This is a genomic window from uncultured Methanobrevibacter sp. (assembly GCF_902764455.1).
Lineage (GTDB): Archaea > Methanobacteriota > Methanobacteria > Methanobacteriales > Methanobacteriaceae > Methanocatella.
Genome location: NZ_CACWVY010000011.1, coordinates 1 through 17,527 on the forward strand (window position 1 = coordinate 1; position 17,527 = coordinate 17,527).

Below are 17,527 nucleotides of genomic sequence, written 5' to 3' on the forward strand. Positions count from 1 at the left end.
GACGCTTGCATCATTTAAGCCAACAGAGACTTTTATTGTTTTATTTAAAGCTGCTGCATACTTATTATTGCCTTTAAATGAAACATTAACAACAGCAATGCCTTGTTTAAGAGCAATAATCTTAGCATTTTCAACTTTAACAATACTTTCATCACTTGACTCATAAACCAACTCACCAGCAGGAGCATTTTTAGGATTTAAACTAGCACCAACATCAACTTCCTCATTAACTTTCAAATCAAGAGTTTTATTTGCAATAATAATTTCAGTCTGAATTTTACTAACAGTAACATTGACAACAGTGGAATTTAATGCATATTCTTCATTATCACCAACAATTACAGTCACAGTTGCATTACCTTCACCTACAGCAACAATAAAGCCATTATCAACTGTGATAACGGACTCATCGCTTGATTTGTATGTTACATTCAAGTTATCCGGAGTTGTTGTGGCATAAATTGTGTAGTTTTCACCAACCTTCAAATCCACAGAAGAAGCATCAACACTGACGCTAGCATCTTTTAAAGCACCTTCAACATTGACGGTGATTGTCTTATTCTTGGCAGCAAGATATTTTTCATTGCCTGCAAATGAAACTGTAACAGTAGCAGTTCCTTCACCGACAGCAACAATCTGACCGTTATTTATAATTACAACAGATTCATTGCTGGAAATGTATGTCGGATTACCCGCATCAGAAGGTATTAAGCTAGCAGCAGAATCAGCAATACCTTTAACTTTCAAATTAAGTGTTTCATTTGCAATTTTAATTTCAACAGGAATTTTAGTCACTGTGACATTGACAGTAACAGAATCATATTTATAGACAATATTATCACCAACACTGACAGTAATTGTGGCATTACCCTCACCAAGAGCCATAATGTTTCCATCCATATCAACAGATACAATATCATAATCATCGGTTGAGAAATTAACTTTTAAACTACCAGGTGTTGCGGTAGCATGAATGGTAGCATTATCACCCACATGCATATAATACACATTCTTAGAAACATTTACACTTGCATCATTTAATCCAACTGAAACTTTAATTGTTTTATTTTCAGCAGCTGCATACTTATTATTGCCTTTAAATGAAACAGTAACAACAGTGCTACCTTCACCAACAGCAATTATCTTAGAGTTTTTAATTTTAACAACATTTTCATCACCTGATGTGTAAATTAACTCATCAACAGGCGCATCTTTAGGATTTAAACTAGCACCAACATCAATTTCCTCAGTTACTTTTAAATCAAGTGTTTTATTTGTAATTTTAATTTCCGTAGGGACTTTAGCCACAGTAACATTGACAGTAACAGAATCATATGTATAGACGACATTATCACCAACACTGACAGTAATTGTGGCATTACCCTCACCTAAAGCTATAATGTTTCCATCCTTATCAACAGATATGATGTCATAATCATTGGTTGAGAAGTTAACCTTTAAGCCATCAGGTGTTGCTGTAGCATGAACAGTGGCGTTTTCACCAACAAAGAGATTGATTGCAGATTGATCAACACTGACATTTGCCTCGATTAAGTTAATAGTTATAGTGGCATTATTGATATTTACACCATCCAAACCAATATATGAAGCATTAACCTCATAATCTCCAATGCTATCAAATGTATGAACCGCCCACCATGTTCCGTCAGAAGCACAAGTTGCATTAATTTCAGTGCAATTTGGCAAGATAAATAGTAATTTACCTGGCATGACTTCAGGTTTAATATTTGATTTTGCAGTGATGTTTACAGTCTTGTTGGTGGTTGTCTGTGAAGTGACACTCACAGTGAATGTCATGTTTGAGATTGTTTTTTCAGCTTCTGTGTAGTATGAATCTGTATTGTGGCGAGCAGTAATGTAATAATTCTCACCAGCATTTATGTCTAAAACAATTGTACCATTCTCGTCTGTGACTTTAACATCATTAAAAACAAGTTTGTCATTAACAATTACTGCAATGGTTATGTTTTGACCAGCTTCCTTATTGGATTGGAATAGCTCAATAGTTGAATTGCCAGAGTTTGTTTTTCCGTTTGCTCCCCAATAGGTCACATTAGTAAAATTAACATCTCCTTCAGAATAAATTGCATTTAAAAGATTATTTTGACCAGTGAAAGTAATTGTAATATTATTATCATTTTTAACAACATCTAAAGTTTTATCATTTGCCCTATTGTTTAATAAAATAGAATTAGAAATAGTTAAAGTATTATCTGCTGAATTATATTTGTTGAAGTAAATTGCAGAACCAAAATTTGCTTTATTATCAGTAAAACTACAATTTGTTACAAAACCAGAACCAAAACCGCTAAATTCGATAGCACCACCAAAGGTAGCAGTGTTATCAGTAAAACTACAATTTGTTACAAAACCAGAACCTCCAAAATAGATAGCACCATCCAACTGATTGTTAGTAAAATTACAATTTATTACATTACCAGTTGAATAGTCCTCGAAGATAATAGCACCAGCCCTTGCTGCCTGATTGTTAGTAAAATTACATTTTATTACATTACCTCCTTCAAAAAAGTAAATAGCTCCACCATATCTAGCAGAGTTGTTAATAAAATTACAATTTTCAACAGTACCATAAGAAATCCAAATAGCACCACCAAAACCACTACGGTTTGCAGAGTTGTTAGTAAAATTACAATTTCTCACATCACCATTACTTTTAAAATTATTAAAGTAAACTGCACCACCATCACTGTTTGCAGAGTTGTTATTAAAATTACAATTTCTCACATCACCATTACTATTAAAGTAAACTGCACCACCATCACTGTTTGCAGAGTTGTTATTAAAATTACAATTTAACACTTCACCATTATTATTGAAGTAAACTGCACCACCATCACTGTTTGCAGAGTTGTTATTAAAATTACAATTTAACACTTCACCAGTAGAACCCCCAGCAAAATAAATTGCACCACCATCATAATTTGCAGTGTTGTTAGTAAAATTACAATTTAACACTTCACCATTTTTAAGGAAGTAAACTGCACCACCATAATTTGCAGTGTTGTCTGTAAAATTACAATTTAACACTTCACCAGTAGAATCACCAGCAAAATAAATTGCACCACCATCAAAATTTGCAGTGTTGTCTGTAAAATTACAATTTAACACCTCACCAGTAGAACCCACAGCAAAATAAATTGCACCACCATGTTTTGCAGTGTTGTCTGTAAAATTACAATTTAACACTTCACGATTAGAACCCACAGCAAAATAAATTGCACCACCATCATAATTTGCAGTGTTGTCTGTAAAATTACAATTTAACACCTCACCAGTAGAATCACCAGCAAAATAAATTGCACCACCAAATGCCTCTGCTATGTTATTATTAAAATTACAATTTAACACTTCACCCTTATTAAGGAAGTAAACTGCACCACCACCAGAGTTTGCAGTGTTGTCTGTAAAATTACAATTTGTTACAGTACCATCCCCATAGAAGTAAACTGCACCACCAAAACCACCAGAGTTTGCAGTGTTGTTATTAAAATTACAATGTGTCACTTCACCATTATTAAGGAAGTAAACTGCACCACCATGAGCAGTTGCGGAGTTATTAGTGAAATTACAATTTGTCACAGTACCTTCACTATTGAATCTTATAGCACCACCCTCAGAGGTTGCAGAGTTGTTAGTAAAATTACAATTTGTTACATCACCATTACTATTAAAGTAAACTGCACCACCAAACTTAGCAGTGTTATCAGTAAAATTACAATTTGTTACATTACCATCCCCATAGAAGTAAACTGCACCACCCTGACTATAATCTCCAGTTACTTTGTTATCAGTAAAATTACAATTTATCGCCATACCGGATTGGGCAAAATATACTGCTCCTCCGTCACCATTAAATTTAGCATTTTTAATAGTTAGATTTTCAATGATTACATCAGTTGCTTGAACGTTGAATACTCTTGATTTGCCTTTAGCATCAATAACAAAACCATTACCATTAATTATAACCGGTATATTTATAATAATCCCTTCAGTTATACTATCAAATTCATTGTAAGTGTAGTTACGTGTTAAATTAATTACTAAAGATGTTGCATCATCAATCAAATCCTGTAATCGATCAAAATCCCCTTTAATAACATAAAATTCAATAGTTACATATGAATCCATTATTTTTGCAGTTACACTAGCATTTCCTCCTCTAGTTGGAGTGAATTTAATATTTTCTCCAAATTTCGCAATATTTCTATCAACATTACCTTTTATTGCAGTAATTTTCAAATCAAGATTTTCAAATTCCGAATTATCATAGTCCAATATCCTTTGAGAAGTTAAATTATATAAAAACAACTTAAATAACACGTTTGGTGATTCAAAAGCTGTAATTGAACTGGAATTTGATGTAGCATTTAAGAACAACCAATTATTTAAATTTATATTAGTGGTTTTTGGTTGGACATCATAATTGGTTGCATTATTTCCAAACCAGTTATAATCCACATTAGAATTACTATCAATTTCATCGAAAGAAATTTCACAAACACCATTATCTAAAAAGATATTGTTATTGATTTTCAAATTACTGTGTATGCCATCAGCAGTATCAAAATAGACAACACCCTCACCAGCAGAGTTATCCATAAAAATACAATTAGAAACAGAAACATTACTAGCATTAATTAATACAGCACCACCCCTACCTTCTGAATTAGCATTCAGGAAAGTTATATTTTTTATTTCCACATTATCACAAGTAATGTTAAATATTCTTGATTTTCCTTTAGCATCAATTGCAAAACCATTACCATTAATTGTAACAGGCTTATTAATTACAATTCCTTCAGTCATCCTATCAAAGAGATTATAATCATAGCTGCGTTCCAGATTAATAACCGGAGATGTGGAATTATCTATTAACTCCTGCAATGCATCAAAGTCGCCTTTTACACCAATTTTGATTGTATAATATGCATTTTCTATTTTTGCAGTTACAAAACCGGGTTTCTTATTATCAGGAGTGAATTTAACAGTTTCTCCCAATTTAACAATACTTTTATTAACCTTACCATTTGATGAAGTTATTGTAAAATTAAGATGTTTAAATTGATCATTGTCATATTCAGATATCTTTCCAGAGAACCGATTATACCTGTATAATTTAAATAAAACATCAACAGTATTGGAACTTAAAAATGAACTGTAATCCAATGTAGCATTCAAGAACAACCAATCGGTAAATACAAAATTAGATTCAATTGGCCTTATATCATAATTGGACGCATTAGATCCAAACCAGTTAAAGTTTACATTAGAATAATCTAAAGCATTAAAATAAATTTTAGAATTATTATTATTTAAAAAAGTATTGTTATTTAATATTAAATTTAAGCAAACATAGGGAACACTTTCAATATAAACAATACCTCCTTTGGCATAGTTACCTATAAAATCACAGTTAGAAAAAATACTATCCCTAGCAACAATTGAATAAATGGCAGCACCCACACCACTATTACCGGATATTCTATTCCCAATGAACTTAGCAGAAATAGCAGAATTTAATATACTTCCACTAAAGATTGCACCTCCTAATACCGTTGCTCTATTTTCGCTGAACTCACCAAAAATATCAGTACGGGAAATAATATCTATATTTATTGCACCACCACTTGCTTTAACGGAATTACTGTTAAATTTAGCAGAAATAGTAGAATCAATTATGCTTGTACAATAGACTGCCCCTCCATAATTCGCACGATTTGCATTAAATAGGCCAGTAATATTAATATGAGAAAGATAAAATGCATAAATTGCACCACCATCACCATTATTCGCCCTATTTTGTTCAAATCTAGCAGAAATATTGGAATTAGACATAACATCATAACTATAAATTGCTCCTCCATGAGCAGATGCAGAATTACTTTGGAAAAAACCAGAAAAACTAGTATTATCAGTTTTATTTATCAAGATTGCACCGCCTGCACCACCATACGCCTTATTACTTCCAAAATTAGCAGAAATAATGGAATTTTGAAGGTCTTCGATGAAATAGAGTGCACCACCGGATTTACTTGCAGTATTACTAGTAAACTCACCATAAACTTTAATATTATTGACAGGTGCAAGGAAACATATTGCACCAGCCCATCCGTCATTACCTAATGCTTTATTATTTGTAAATTTACCATTAATTGTAGTGTCAGAAACTGTGGAATTGAACATTATTGCTCCGCCAGCAGCTTCATCATCAGTAGCATTACCAGATACAGTATTTTCATCAAAATTAGCATTTATAACAGAATTAGAAACTTCAGATCCGAAATAGATTGCACCACCATATTTTGCAGCATTCTTCTTAAAATACCCTCCAATTATAGTATCAGAAACTTTACCAACAAATGTTACTGCACCACCAACCTCAGAATATGCACCGTCCTTACCTGTAACACTATTTGAAATATTACATTTTTCAACATCGCCCCAAAACTGTAGAGCACTACCATAAACTGCCTTATTATCAGTGAAGGCATTGCTTTTAATGGAACACATAGTAGCTTTACCTTTAAAGTTTACTGAACTGTAAGTGGATGATTTCGGGTCATTTTTTTTGAATTCACAGCCCTCAATTTTACAATTATAAGCATCCCCACTAAACCAGACTGCACATCCAACAGTATTTTCAAACGTGCACTCTTTAATGGTAATAGAAGATACATTTTTAGTACAATTGATTGCTGCATATTTGCTGTTTTTAAAGTGAATATTCTGTAAAGTTACATCATTACAGTTAATTTCAAAAATCATGACTTCATTATCTGCATCGATAATATGCCTACCATTACCACCATCAATAGTTATTGCTTTATTAATTTCTATTTTTTTCAACTGGGGATCAACTAGAAGCCCATATTTAAAATCAGATTTTAATTTCAAGGTTTCTCCTTCTTTAGTATCTTTAATAAGCGCATCCAACATGTAAAAACCAGGATCCACACCTAAAATATCCTTATCATCTTCCAAATTAACACCAATAATTTCATCACCACTTAAAGATGCATTATATGCATCATCACTAACCAAATCATTAGACTGGCCAACAGGTTCATCGTTTATTATCTGATTATCTCCGCTAGCTGCTAAAGTATCATTCACATCGACGGCGCTTACGCAGGCTATGCTGAACAATGCTAAAACAAGCAGGGTAAAAATCAGTATGCTCTTCATGTATTTCATGTAACTACACCAAAATTTTTTTTAGTTGATAGTTATTCTATTTAAAACCTAATATATTTGTTTGGATAATTTGAAATAATGCGAACAAAATTCAATCTTATCTAAAAAGATATGAATAATATTAAATCAGAAAAATAGTGGCATTTTAGCCCAAAAAAAATAAAAAAAAGGATAAAAAAAATAATCCTTAATATTTCAAGTTGTCGGATGAAAAATTCAAACAGTCACTTTTACAGGCACAATACCTGTATCGGCAAAACTAGGATTCGGCTTCATCCAACTCGGCAATTTTTTCGTCAAATTCTATGAATTTGCGGGCAAGGCCTGAGAAATATGGAATATAGACTTTTGAAAAAGTGATTCTTTCAGGGTCTTCTCCCAGCTCCTCAATTCTGTCCTTAACTCCCTGAATCTTGCGTTCAACCTCATCGTACATCAGGTCTCCAGGGAATTCTCCGATAAATACACCGTCTGCACCGTTGTCAAGTGCATATCTGATGTGTTCTGGTCTTACACGATTTACTGAGATAACTTTGATGATATGTATCGATTCGGGATATGAAAGTCTGTTTACTCCAATATTGTCTGCAGCAGTATATCCTATATTATCCAGAAATACCAGAATCATACGCTGGCCTTCCTGTTTTTTGGACAGTACTCCCTTAATTGTTGAGGTGATTTTCTCATCAATATTTCCGTTTACGGTAATTGCCCTCATACTGCATCCTACAAGACATTTTCCGCATCCTGTACAGCTCATAGGGTCAATGTAAATTTCATCATTTTGAATGCTCATTGACTTGTATTTGCAGCGGCTTATACAATCACCGCACAGATTGCATTTTTCCTTGTCAATCTCGGCAATGAATGGTTCGATTTCAACACCGCCGTAATTATATTCTGAAACCTTTGATGCTGCGGCTGTCGCCTGCATTATCGAATCTGTTATGTCTTTCGGGTCATGTGCTGTTCCGCAGACAAATATTCCCTGAACATCAGTTGCTATCGGCTTGATTTTAGGATGTGATTCCTTGATAAATCCGTCTTCTGTTACTCCGACGTTTAAGATTTCCGCTACCTCGCGGGTGCCGTCTGAAGGCTCCATTGCTGTTGAAAGCACTACCATATCCGCTTCGATTTCTACAAATTCTCCTTTAAGAGTATCTTCAGTTCTTACAATGAAGTTATCTCCTTTCTTAACAACTTCACCAGGTCTTCCACGAAGGAACCTTACCTCATTTTCCTGAGTGTGCTTGTAGTATTTTTCAAACATTCCAGGAGTCCTGATATCCGTATAGCAAATCAGAACATCAGTATCCGGATATTTGTGCTTTATGATATTGGCGTTTTTGAGCGCCACAGTGCAGCATATTTTTGAACAGTACCTGTGTCCGTCAGGCTTTTCATCACGTGATCCTACACACTGAATCATTACGACACGTTTTGGCACTTCGCCGTTTGATTTCAGGAGCTTTCCTTTGGTCGGACCGTTGACCCCTGTGATACGGCCAAGTTCAGATTGTGTTATTACATCATCATATCTTGTATATCCGTATTCAGGACGTTTATCCATGTCAAACAGCTTATGGCCTGTTGCAACAATGATTGAACCGACCTGTAGAGGAATTCTTTCAGATTTTCCTCTAAGTTTGATTGCCTTCATGGTACATACCTTAACGCAGTTGCTGCATTTATTACAGTTGTCCATGTCAATCACGTAGGCTTCAGGATATGACTGTCCGAAGGGTCTGTAGATTGCCTTTCTTGTGGAGAGGTTATCGTTCCAGTCGTTTGGAACTTCAACTTCACATGCTTCTGCACATTTTCCGCATGCAATGCATTTTTCTGTGTCCACATAGCGAGGGGATTTTTCCAGAATCAGATTATATGTTCCTGCCCGCCTTTCGGCTTCAATGACTTTGGTGTTTGTTAAAACTTCAATGTTTTCGTTCCAGACAAGTTCATTAAGTATCGGATTTAGAAGACACATTCCGCATTCTTCGGCTATTTTGACAGGTGAGAAAACCTTTCCGATTTTTGCCATGTGTCCTCCTATTGAAGGTGACTGTTCAATAAGAGTTACCTTTACTCCCTGTTTTGCAAGGGACAGTGCTGCATTCATTCCGGCAATTCCTCCGCCGATGACGGCAACTTCATCAGGAGTCTGACAGTAAATCGGGTCTACCGCATCGGACTGTTTTACCTTTTCGATTGATGCGTTGATTAAAGTTATAGCCTTGTGAGTTGCCTTCTGTTTGTCGTCATGTACCCATGAGCATTGCTCACGGATATTTGCCATGTCCATCAGATAAGGATTTAGAGGTTTTATATAATCCTGAAAAGTCTTTTCATGACTTATCGGTGAACATGCCGCAACCACAACACGGTCAAGGTCATGGTCAAATATTGCATCACGAATGATTTTACGTCCGTTCAGGGAACACAGATTTTCAAACTGTCCTATGAATTCAACGTCAAGTTCTTCTCTAACTTTATCCAAATCAACAATATCTGCAATATTTCCTCCACATTCACATAAAAACACGCCAACTTTTAAATCATCCCTCATTTTTCAACCTCCTTTAACTCCTTGATAACTGAATCTATCGGTACCGTATGTGCCTTAACACCGATTACCTTATCAAAATCACCGCCCATTGCAAGTGCAATGAACTGTGCAATATTTAAATGAATTGCTCTGAATTTTCTGCCTTCACGTTCTGAAATCAGATGCTGGTACCTGTCAAACTGAATGTGACAGTTAGGACATAAATGCACCAAAATATCCACGTCCTCATCACAGATTGCATTCATCTTATCTGCAGTAGCCGTAAATGACAGGTCAGGATTGGAATACCTCTGTCTGAATCCTGTTCCGCAGGTTGCTCTTTTGTGGTCATACCATCCGATTGTCTGGCATCCGCATTCAGCTATAATTTCATCCATGATATTCGGGTCCCTTACTCCTCCGATAGTGTCCTCATAATGTACTTTACAGTAATGGCATCCGTGATGAGTGGCAATTGTATAATCGCTTAAATCATATTTGATATGTTTTTTAATCTCATCCTTTTTGCTGTAAAAAATATCGACAACGTGGAAAATGTTTTCAGTAGGTTTCAGGTCATCCTTTTCATATTTCAGGTGTGAAAGTCCGTTTTCATCAAACAGTTCGTTAATGTGATTTCTCAAATCATCCTTTTTATTTAATAGTTTTACTGATTTTTTGTTGATTGCATAGCAGGTTGCACACATCATGACAAGATTTGGCCTTCCTATGTCTTTTGCTATTCTGAAATTCCTTGCTCCAATAGCTGAGGTGTCAATCTGATTAAATACATCTGAGTAATGTCCAAGACCAGTACAGCATGTCTGCTTTTCTGAAATAGCATAATCGATTCCCAGTTTATCGAAAACGAATTTTGTTGATGCCTCAACACCGGGATATTCCACACTTACAAGACAACTCCTAAACAGTAAAATGTCCTTATCGGGAACCTGTTTCATTTTACATCCTCCTCAGTTGCTCTTATCTTTTCAATTTTATCTTTAAATCCGGTTATTGTCAGTATTGTGCTTACTTCATCAATGACTTCCTGAGACGGCATCAGAGGCGGGTCAAGTTCCAGCTCTTGTCTGATTTCATCCAGGTTCTGTCTGAAGTCCCACCATCCGGGAACGTCACGGTCAATGTCTTCGAAAAATCTTTCAGGAATTGCACCGATTGCAGCCGTAAAGTATGAATCTGCAAATCCCATGTATTCATAAAGTTTATCGTAGCCTATCTCATTTTCGATGGCAATCTGTTTTAGTATTTGGTTTACTTCACATACGCTGTTTCCAACAGGACATACGCTGTGGCAGGTATAGCAATAAAAGCAGTTCCAGATGTTATCATCATTGAGGATTGTTTCATCGCCGTCCAAAACCCTTTCTATAATTTCTCGAGGATTGTAGTGTGAATGGCGTGCTGCAGGACATGTGGATGTGCACATACCGCATTGAACGCATTTCAGAACTCCTTCATCCTTTGAGTTTTTGACATCACTAATGATTCTTTCTGCAAAATCAATTGGTGAGTCTGTAATCTTTTGCTGGTTTGACATCTAACCACCTATAATTTAAACTCTTTATTTTCAATCATTTTCTTTAATTTTAATGACAGTTTGTTTCCTCTTAATCTGTCTGACTGTCTGCATATAATAGGTATATTGACATTGCTGCCGTTAATGTTTAAATCGACGCTGCCTGTATCCATATCAAATGCTGCGTTTGGACAGTAGTTAGCACACATTCCGCAGCCGAAACAGTGTGCAATGTTTAATCTCTGATTTTTGAATGCATTTGTAGGACATATCTCTTCTGCCACACAATTTTCACAACCAGAACATTTATCACGGTCGTATTGAGGTCTTAAGTCATAATCTCCCCATAATTCTGCATAATTGGTTTCACCAAGAGGCAGGTGACGCCCTTTAATGTCAGCTACAGGTATGCCTACCTCTTCATCGGTAACGAGCAGATTGTTATATATTTCCTCATTTAAAACAGGTATAGGAATAGCTACAGTATCATATATCTCTCCTCCCTGACCTGTTTTAAATCCGCCTATATAGTAGGGATCCATTTTTGTTAAATCAGCAGATAACATTAAGTTTGGTTTTTCAGGACTTGATCTTGTTCCGTCACCGAGAATATAACCCTGCGCTCCATTGATTAGAACCTTTGAGCCTTCCTTTATTGCATTGTGAGGAATGTCATTTTGAAGAGGGTTTAAATCTCCGCAGCCTGAAAATGTCAGCCCCCTTAAGTTTCCTTCAAGAGGTGTTGCTGCAAAAATTGACGGAACTGATTCTTTATTTGGATTTGTAAATGCAGTATAGTTTTTAAATGCCATACGTGCTCCTATGATTTGTCCACGTGTAATATCTTCCATAGTTATTGTGTTTTCTATAGTCTTGCCGTCGACACTTTCAACCCGTACATTTACCTCTTTTCCTTCAAGAAGTTCTTTTAGTAAAAATCCTCCGCCGTAATTTTCATCATAAATGGAATGTGCTGTTCCGTGAAGTATCACATCAACTGAACCTAACCATTCATTCGGACACGGTCCTGCATATGCAGGTACGCCGTTTATGTAAACTTCACGTGCTCTTATGAATTCTCCTGGCTCGGATATAATGAAGTTTAAGATTGCAGCCGTTCCGCTCATAACTCCACATGTTCCTGTTGTTACCACATCAACGTCTTCAAAACTTGGAGTGTCCCCTTTTTTAATGAGTTTTTTGAATTCTTCAGCAGTGTAAATCTTTGCTTCGCCATTTTCGATTTTTTTGTTGATTTCGCCAACGGTTCTATTATTAGTCAATTGGAACACCTTTTAAATTTTTCCTAATGTATCTCCCCTTAAACCCTGTCTTAATGTTTCAAGAGATGTTATGTCATCTGATGAAATATTTCCAAGATTAACTGTATTTCCAAGTTTGAGTATGAAAAATACCTGCTGGTCCTTGTTTGGAGCTTCCCAGAGAATTTTGTTTCCGTCGAAATTATCGAGAATATAATCTATCTCATCCTCTTTGGCATTTCCGGATTTATCAAATATTCCTATATTTTTTCCGCCTTCCCTTGCCTCCACAATGACAAGTGAAGATCCTGCATCCAGTTCCTCCTGCATATATTCTATTCTTTCATCCAGTGTGAGTTCCTTATCCAAATCAGGATTTTTTTTACCCACTTCAGAGAGAACTTCAAATCCGTTTTCTCTGGCCATGCTTATGCATTTGAGTTTTTCATCATGGGATATGCTGGTTGAACCGTCTGAAATTTCCACAGCAGGAAATCCTAAATTACGGGCTTCCTCAAAGAATTCGTCAAGTTTATCTGCCATGTAGGCCAACTCAAAAAGTGTTCCCCCTGTGTATGGAGTAATGTCATGGGCCTTATACATTTCAACTTTAGCTTTAATTATGTCCTGTTCATGAACTATGGATGTTCCCCATCCGAATTTAAGATAGTCCACATATTCTCCGGAAATATTCATCAGGCTTTCTGCTGTTTCAAGGCCCAGGCCTTTGTCCAAAACCATTGTGATTCCGCACTTTCTTGGTTTTGCTTCTCTTTTTTTTGATAAAAATTCAAAAGATTTCAAAATATCACGCGTGTTAATTTTTTTTAATTATAATTAATATGTAATTGTATAAATAAGTTTTTAACACTTTGCTTTTAAAAAAAAAATTGGTTTCAAAAAAAAAGAAAAAAAGTTAAGAAAAATTAGTCTGCCCTCATTTCATTTTCAGATCTTGTAACTAAATCTGCTAATGAATTTCTAACATTTTCCGGAATGGACTCGTTTTCCTTATCTGCAATTAATTGTGCAATAATCTTACATAAAACAAAAATAGCGTGTTTATGCTCAGCTTTGGTTTTGTGAATATGATGGGGACTAATTTTTAGGGAAATATATTCGCTGCAATCATTGGTAATCTGGTCATCTTCTGCTAAATATTTTAAAACATATACTAAAAATTGATGTAATTGTATCATTTCGTCTTTATACATTATATCTAACCCAATTAACTAATTTTATGTTAGTTAAAAATTAACTCATTTTTTCTATAAAATAATATTAATTTTAATCATATTTAAATATTGCATTAAAAAATAACTTACATATCTCCTTAATCAACTAAATTTAACATGACATTAAGGTTAAATTAATTAATTTTTCAAAATAATATTATGTGATTGTTACATGTAGATTGGTTCAGATGAAAAATATGATTGAATAATTAAAGTCAATAATATTGAAAATTTGATTTATTAAAGAGCAAGTGTATTAAAAAAATATCAGTTTAGTTAAAGCTTTCTTAATGTAAATCATAGGTTAAGATGAAATTCTTTGCTTTCTATGACTTTCGGGAGTTTTCCAATAGTTGCAACACTCCCGTCACAAATAATTAATGCACCCTCAAAATAGGACCTGAACTCATCGGCGCACTCAAGAGCATTCATAACCTTATCCTCACTGGTATCGCCGTTGACACTGTTTGCAATTTTAGTTGAAAGCCCGTCGCAAACTGCAGGAGAATTTCCAATGACAGTAACGCTGTCAGACTCTCCAAAACTTATTGAATGACCGATTTTTCCAGAGGAAGTGCAGATTCCAAGGGGTTTTTTACGTTTTTTGATTTCAAAGGCAATATTGTTTCCCAGAACATCATTGTTGGAATAAATTCCGCACAATACCTTCCGATCATTTATCATTGCAATGTCGCCGCCGTTTTCTACAATTGAATAGAAAGATCCCAGCCGGATGAGATAATCCAGTGACATCTCAGAAATTGTTCCGGCCACACATGCCATAGGTCCCACATCACAAATATCAGATGCTCCAATCATCTTTACTACAATGTCTGCCAAATTATCCTGGGGAATTTTAAGGGGACTCATGGAAATGAGAAAATCATTGTTTCTTAAAATATAGTCTTTCAAATCCCTTCGGATATTGAATATAAATCTTTTCAGGTCATGATTTTCCAAATCTGTGGTAAGGCGGATATGAGTTTCATCCAAATCAATCTTTGTGAAATTCATATTTAATAATTAAACTTTTTATTTATTAAAACAATAGTATTATCATGAAAGCCTTAAACAAAATGCTTTGTTTAGTTGATGGTGAACACTACCTGCCAGTCACACAAGAAGCAATAGATACCTTAAACAATTTAGAACACATTGATATTATAGGTGCTGTTTTTATCGGAGGAACCGAAAAGCTAAGAGACGATTCCGAAGAATCTTACTCTGAAAAATTAGGAGTTCCGGTTCAGTTTGCAAAAGACAAGGACATTCCCTATGACATTATTGTTGAAATGATTAAAAAATACGATGCTGATACAGTATTTGATTTAAGTGACGAACCTATATTGGATTATCCGAAAAGATTCAAGATTGCATGCAAGGTTTTAAATGAAGGAATTACCTATGAAGGACCTGATTTTAAATTCGAACCTACAAGCCAATATGAAATCATGGAAAAACCTTCAATAACAATTTTAGGAACCGGAAAACGTATCGGAAAAACTGCAGTTTCAGGATTCGTATCAAGACTGATTGATAAAAACGGCTATGAACCATGCGTTATTGCGATGGGAAGAGGCGGACCTGAAGAGCCTGAAATCGTGCATGGTGAAAAATTAAAAATCAATGCAGAGTTCCTGCTTGAACAGTCAGAAAAGGGTGTGCATGCAGCAAGTGACCATTGGGAAGATGCACTGATGAGCAGAATTTTAACAATAGGATGCAGACGCTGCGGCGGAGGAATGGCCGGTGAAGTATTTATGACAAATATGAAAAAAGGAGCAAAACTAGCTAATGAAGTAGACTCCAAATTTGCCATATTTGAAGGAAGCGGAGCTGCAATACCTCCAATTAAAACAAATAAGAAAATAGTGCTTGTGGGAGCAAACCAGCCTATTGAAAACCTGACAACTTACTTCGGACCATACAGGATTGGACTTGGCGATCTGATTATCCTTACAATGTGTGAAGAGCCGATGTGTTCAGATGAAAAGATAGCTCAGATTGAAGAGTTTGTAAGTGAAGTCAATCCCGATGCAACAGTCATATCCACAGTGTTCAGGCCTAAGCCGCTTGACAATATTGAAGGTAAAAAGGTACTCTTTGCAACAACCGCACCTGAGGCAGTTAAAGACAAGCTTGTGGAATATCTGGAAAGCAACTATAACTGTAAAGTTATAGGAACAACAGCTCACCTCTCCAACAGACCGCTTTTACGCCAGGACATGGAAAAATACATGGACAAGGCCGACGTCATGTTAACCGAGCTGAAAGCAGCCGCAGTTGATGTTGCAACCAAGGATGCGATAGCACACGGACTGGATGTTGTCTACTGTGACAATATTCCTGTAGCCATAAACGATAACTATCCCAAACTGGACAAGTCAGTTTTAAAAATAGTTGATAGTGCAATTGATGATTTTAACAAATCATCATAACTATCATTTATAGGACTATGAAAAAATAAACAGCCAAAAATTTAAATTATTTCTGCAATTGATGATTAAATCATCAGTTGACCTTTTGATTAAAAAATACGAATAATAATATTCAATATTGACATCATTAGAATAGATTTAAATATATTTTAAAATTTCAAGACCCAAATCGGTGTTTTTATATAATCTACCTTTACGAGCATCCTCATTTAAACAAATAACAATATCTCGCTCTTTTAAATCTTTCAATACATTAGATACATGGTTTGTTCTCAAACCAATATCTTCAGCAATTGCAGATGGGATTTTAATATTCTCACCAATACTTTTAATAATATTGCACCTATACTGTGAAGCCATCACATAACCTACAATATCAAAAATCTCATCATTTTTACTCATAATAGTTAATAACTTCAATCTATTATAAAAAATAAGTATATAATTTATGCAATTTTATACACATTTTATGAATTTAAAATATTTTGTTAAAGCAAAAATTAATAAAAAACCAACATAAATATTATACATAATGACAACAATAGCAATAGGAATAGGTAGAAATTTAAATATTTTAAAAGCTATCGAAATTTTTAAAAAAGACCATGAAATCGAAGTGAAACCGGTTCACAGTGATGATGAATTGGCAAATTCAATACTCGATAAAAATATTGATGCCGTTGTTCGGGGTTCACTTGCCGCATCAGGCGTTATCAAAAAAGTCAAGAATGAATTTCCGGAAATCTCAAGAGCAACATATGTAAACGGAGACGGACATGAATTTTTACTGACTCCAGTCGGAATCGATGAGGGAAATACAATTGAAGAAAAATTGAAAATAGCCAGAAACTGTGGAGAATTTTTAAAAAAACTTGGAAAAGAACCTAAAATTGCCGTTCTTGCAGATGGAAGAAAAGGAGACTACGGCAGAAGCGAAAAGATCTCACAGTCAATTGACGAGAGTGAAAAATTAACCGAGCTAATAAAAAATAATACTGATTTTGAAGTTAAAAACTATTATATTCTAATTGAACAGGCAATAGAAGACAAATGCAATGTCATAATTGCTCCTGACGGAATTATAGGAAATATAATATTCAGGACACTGGTTCTGGTTAATTCCTGGCCGAGCTATGGTGCAGTAACATTTGGAATCGATGGAATATACATTGACACAAGCCGTGACCAAAGTGTCGAAGGATATCTCAGAAGCTTGATTTTTGCAAATAATTTAGCCAAACTTTAAAAACTTTAAGCAATATAATATTAAT

The 17,527-nt window shown here is 35.0% G+C and carries 11 protein-coding genes; 2 read left to right on the forward strand and 9 right to left on the reverse strand.

Features of this window, described 5'->3' with window-relative positions; translation table 11 throughout:
• The 8 genes from QZU75_RS03915 to QZU75_RS03950 form a co-directional block, all read right to left on the reverse strand.
• On the reverse strand, nt 1-7,236 hold a 7,236-nt coding region (locus QZU75_RS03915), incomplete at its 3' end, for a right-handed parallel beta-helix repeat-containing protein (protein ID WP_296881659.1).
• A gap of 259 nt (nt 7,237-7,495) precedes the next feature.
• Complete coding sequence (gene hdrA / locus QZU75_RS03920) at nt 7,496-9,805, reverse strand: ferredoxin:CoB-CoM heterodisulfide reductase subunit HdrA (protein WP_296881660.1); 2,310 nt, start codon at nt 9,803-9,805, stop codon at nt 7,496-7,498.
• Entirely contained in the window at nt 9,802-10,743 is a 942-nt protein-coding gene (hdrB, locus tag QZU75_RS03925) for a ferredoxin:CoB-CoM heterodisulfide reductase subunit HdrB (RefSeq protein WP_296881661.1), read from the reverse strand. Before hdrB ends, hdrA begins: the two co-directional genes overlap by 4 nt.
• Entirely contained in the window at nt 10,740-11,342 is a 603-nt protein-coding gene (hdrC, locus tag QZU75_RS03930) for a ferredoxin:CoB-CoM heterodisulfide reductase subunit HdrC (protein ID WP_296881662.1), read from the reverse strand. The genes hdrB and hdrC overlap by 4 nt, the downstream gene beginning before the upstream one ends.
• Before the next feature lie 8 nt (nt 11,343-11,350).
• Nucleotides 11,351-12,604 (reverse strand): methanogenesis marker 16 metalloprotein, encoded by a 1,254-nt coding sequence (locus tag QZU75_RS03935; RefSeq protein ID WP_296881663.1) that lies wholly within the window; start codon nt 12,602-12,604, stop codon nt 11,351-11,353.
• 12 nt (nt 12,605-12,616) lie between these two features.
• Nucleotides 12,617-13,387, reverse strand: a complete 771-nt coding sequence (gene comA / locus QZU75_RS03940) for a phosphosulfolactate synthase (protein ID WP_296881664.1) — start codon at nt 13,385-13,387, stop codon at nt 12,617-12,619.
• A 122-nt stretch (nt 13,388-13,509) separates the two neighbouring features.
• The gene (locus QZU75_RS03945; RefSeq protein ID WP_296881665.1) at nt 13,510-13,797 is read right to left on the reverse strand and encodes a UPF0058 family protein; all 288 of its coding nucleotides are present in this window, start codon (nt 13,795-13,797) and stop codon (nt 13,510-13,512) included.
• Nucleotides 13,798-14,115: 318 nt separating this feature from the next.
• On the reverse strand, nt 14,116-14,832 hold the full coding sequence (locus QZU75_RS03950; RefSeq protein WP_296881667.1) for a UPF0280 family protein: 717 nt from the start codon (nt 14,830-14,832) through the stop codon (nt 14,116-14,118).
• Nucleotides 14,833-14,876: 44 nt separating this feature from the next.
• Between QZU75_RS03950 and QZU75_RS03955 the strand changes: the two genes are divergently transcribed.
• Complete coding sequence (locus QZU75_RS03955; RefSeq protein ID WP_296881668.1) at nt 14,877-16,256, forward strand: 2,3-diphosphoglycerate synthetase; 1,380 nt, start codon at nt 14,877-14,879, stop codon at nt 16,254-16,256.
• Nucleotides 16,257-16,394: 138 nt separating this feature from the next.
• Here the strand turns inward: QZU75_RS03955 and QZU75_RS03960 are convergent, their stop codons facing one another.
• Nucleotides 16,395-16,658: a transcriptional regulator gene (locus QZU75_RS03960; RefSeq protein WP_296881669.1), complete on the reverse strand. Its 264-nt coding sequence runs from the start codon at nt 16,656-16,658 to the stop codon at nt 16,395-16,397.
• 130 nt (nt 16,659-16,788) lie between these two features.
• Here QZU75_RS03960 and mtxX point away from each other — a divergent pair, with 130 nt between their 5' ends.
• Complete coding sequence (gene mtxX / locus QZU75_RS03965) at nt 16,789-17,502, forward strand: methanogenesis marker protein Mmp4/MtxX (RefSeq protein WP_296881670.1); 714 nt, start codon at nt 16,789-16,791, stop codon at nt 17,500-17,502.
• The last annotated feature ends 25 nt before the right edge of the window (nt 17,503-17,527 follow it).

Excerpts from the sequence above, each read along its gene's own strand:
- QZU75_RS03950 (WP_296881667.1), bottom strand. The coding sequence starts at position 14,832 with ATGAATTTCACAAAGATTGATTTGGATGAAACTCATATCCGCCTTACC.
- mtxX (WP_296881670.1), top strand. The coding sequence starts at position 16,789 with ATGACAACAATAGCAATAGGAATAGGTAGAAATTTAAATATTTTAAAA.
- QZU75_RS03955 (WP_296881668.1), top strand. The coding sequence starts at position 14,877 with ATGAAAGCCTTAAACAAAATGCTTTGTTTAGTTGATGGTGAACACTAC.
- QZU75_RS03960 (WP_296881669.1), bottom strand. The coding sequence starts at position 16,658 with ATGAGTAAAAATGATGAGATTTTTGATATTGTAGGTTATGTGATGGCT.
- hdrA (WP_296881660.1), bottom strand. The coding sequence starts at position 9,805 with ATGAGGGATGATTTAAAAGTTGGCGTGTTTTTATGTGAATGTGGAGGA.
- hdrC (WP_296881662.1), bottom strand. The coding sequence starts at position 11,342 with ATGTCAAACCAGCAAAAGATTACAGACTCACCAATTGATTTTGCAGAA.
- QZU75_RS03945 (WP_296881665.1), bottom strand. The coding sequence starts at position 13,797 with ATGTATAAAGACGAAATGATACAATTACATCAATTTTTAGTATATGTT.
- hdrB (WP_296881661.1), bottom strand. The coding sequence starts at position 10,743 with ATGAAACAGGTTCCCGATAAGGACATTTTACTGTTTAGGAGTTGTCTT.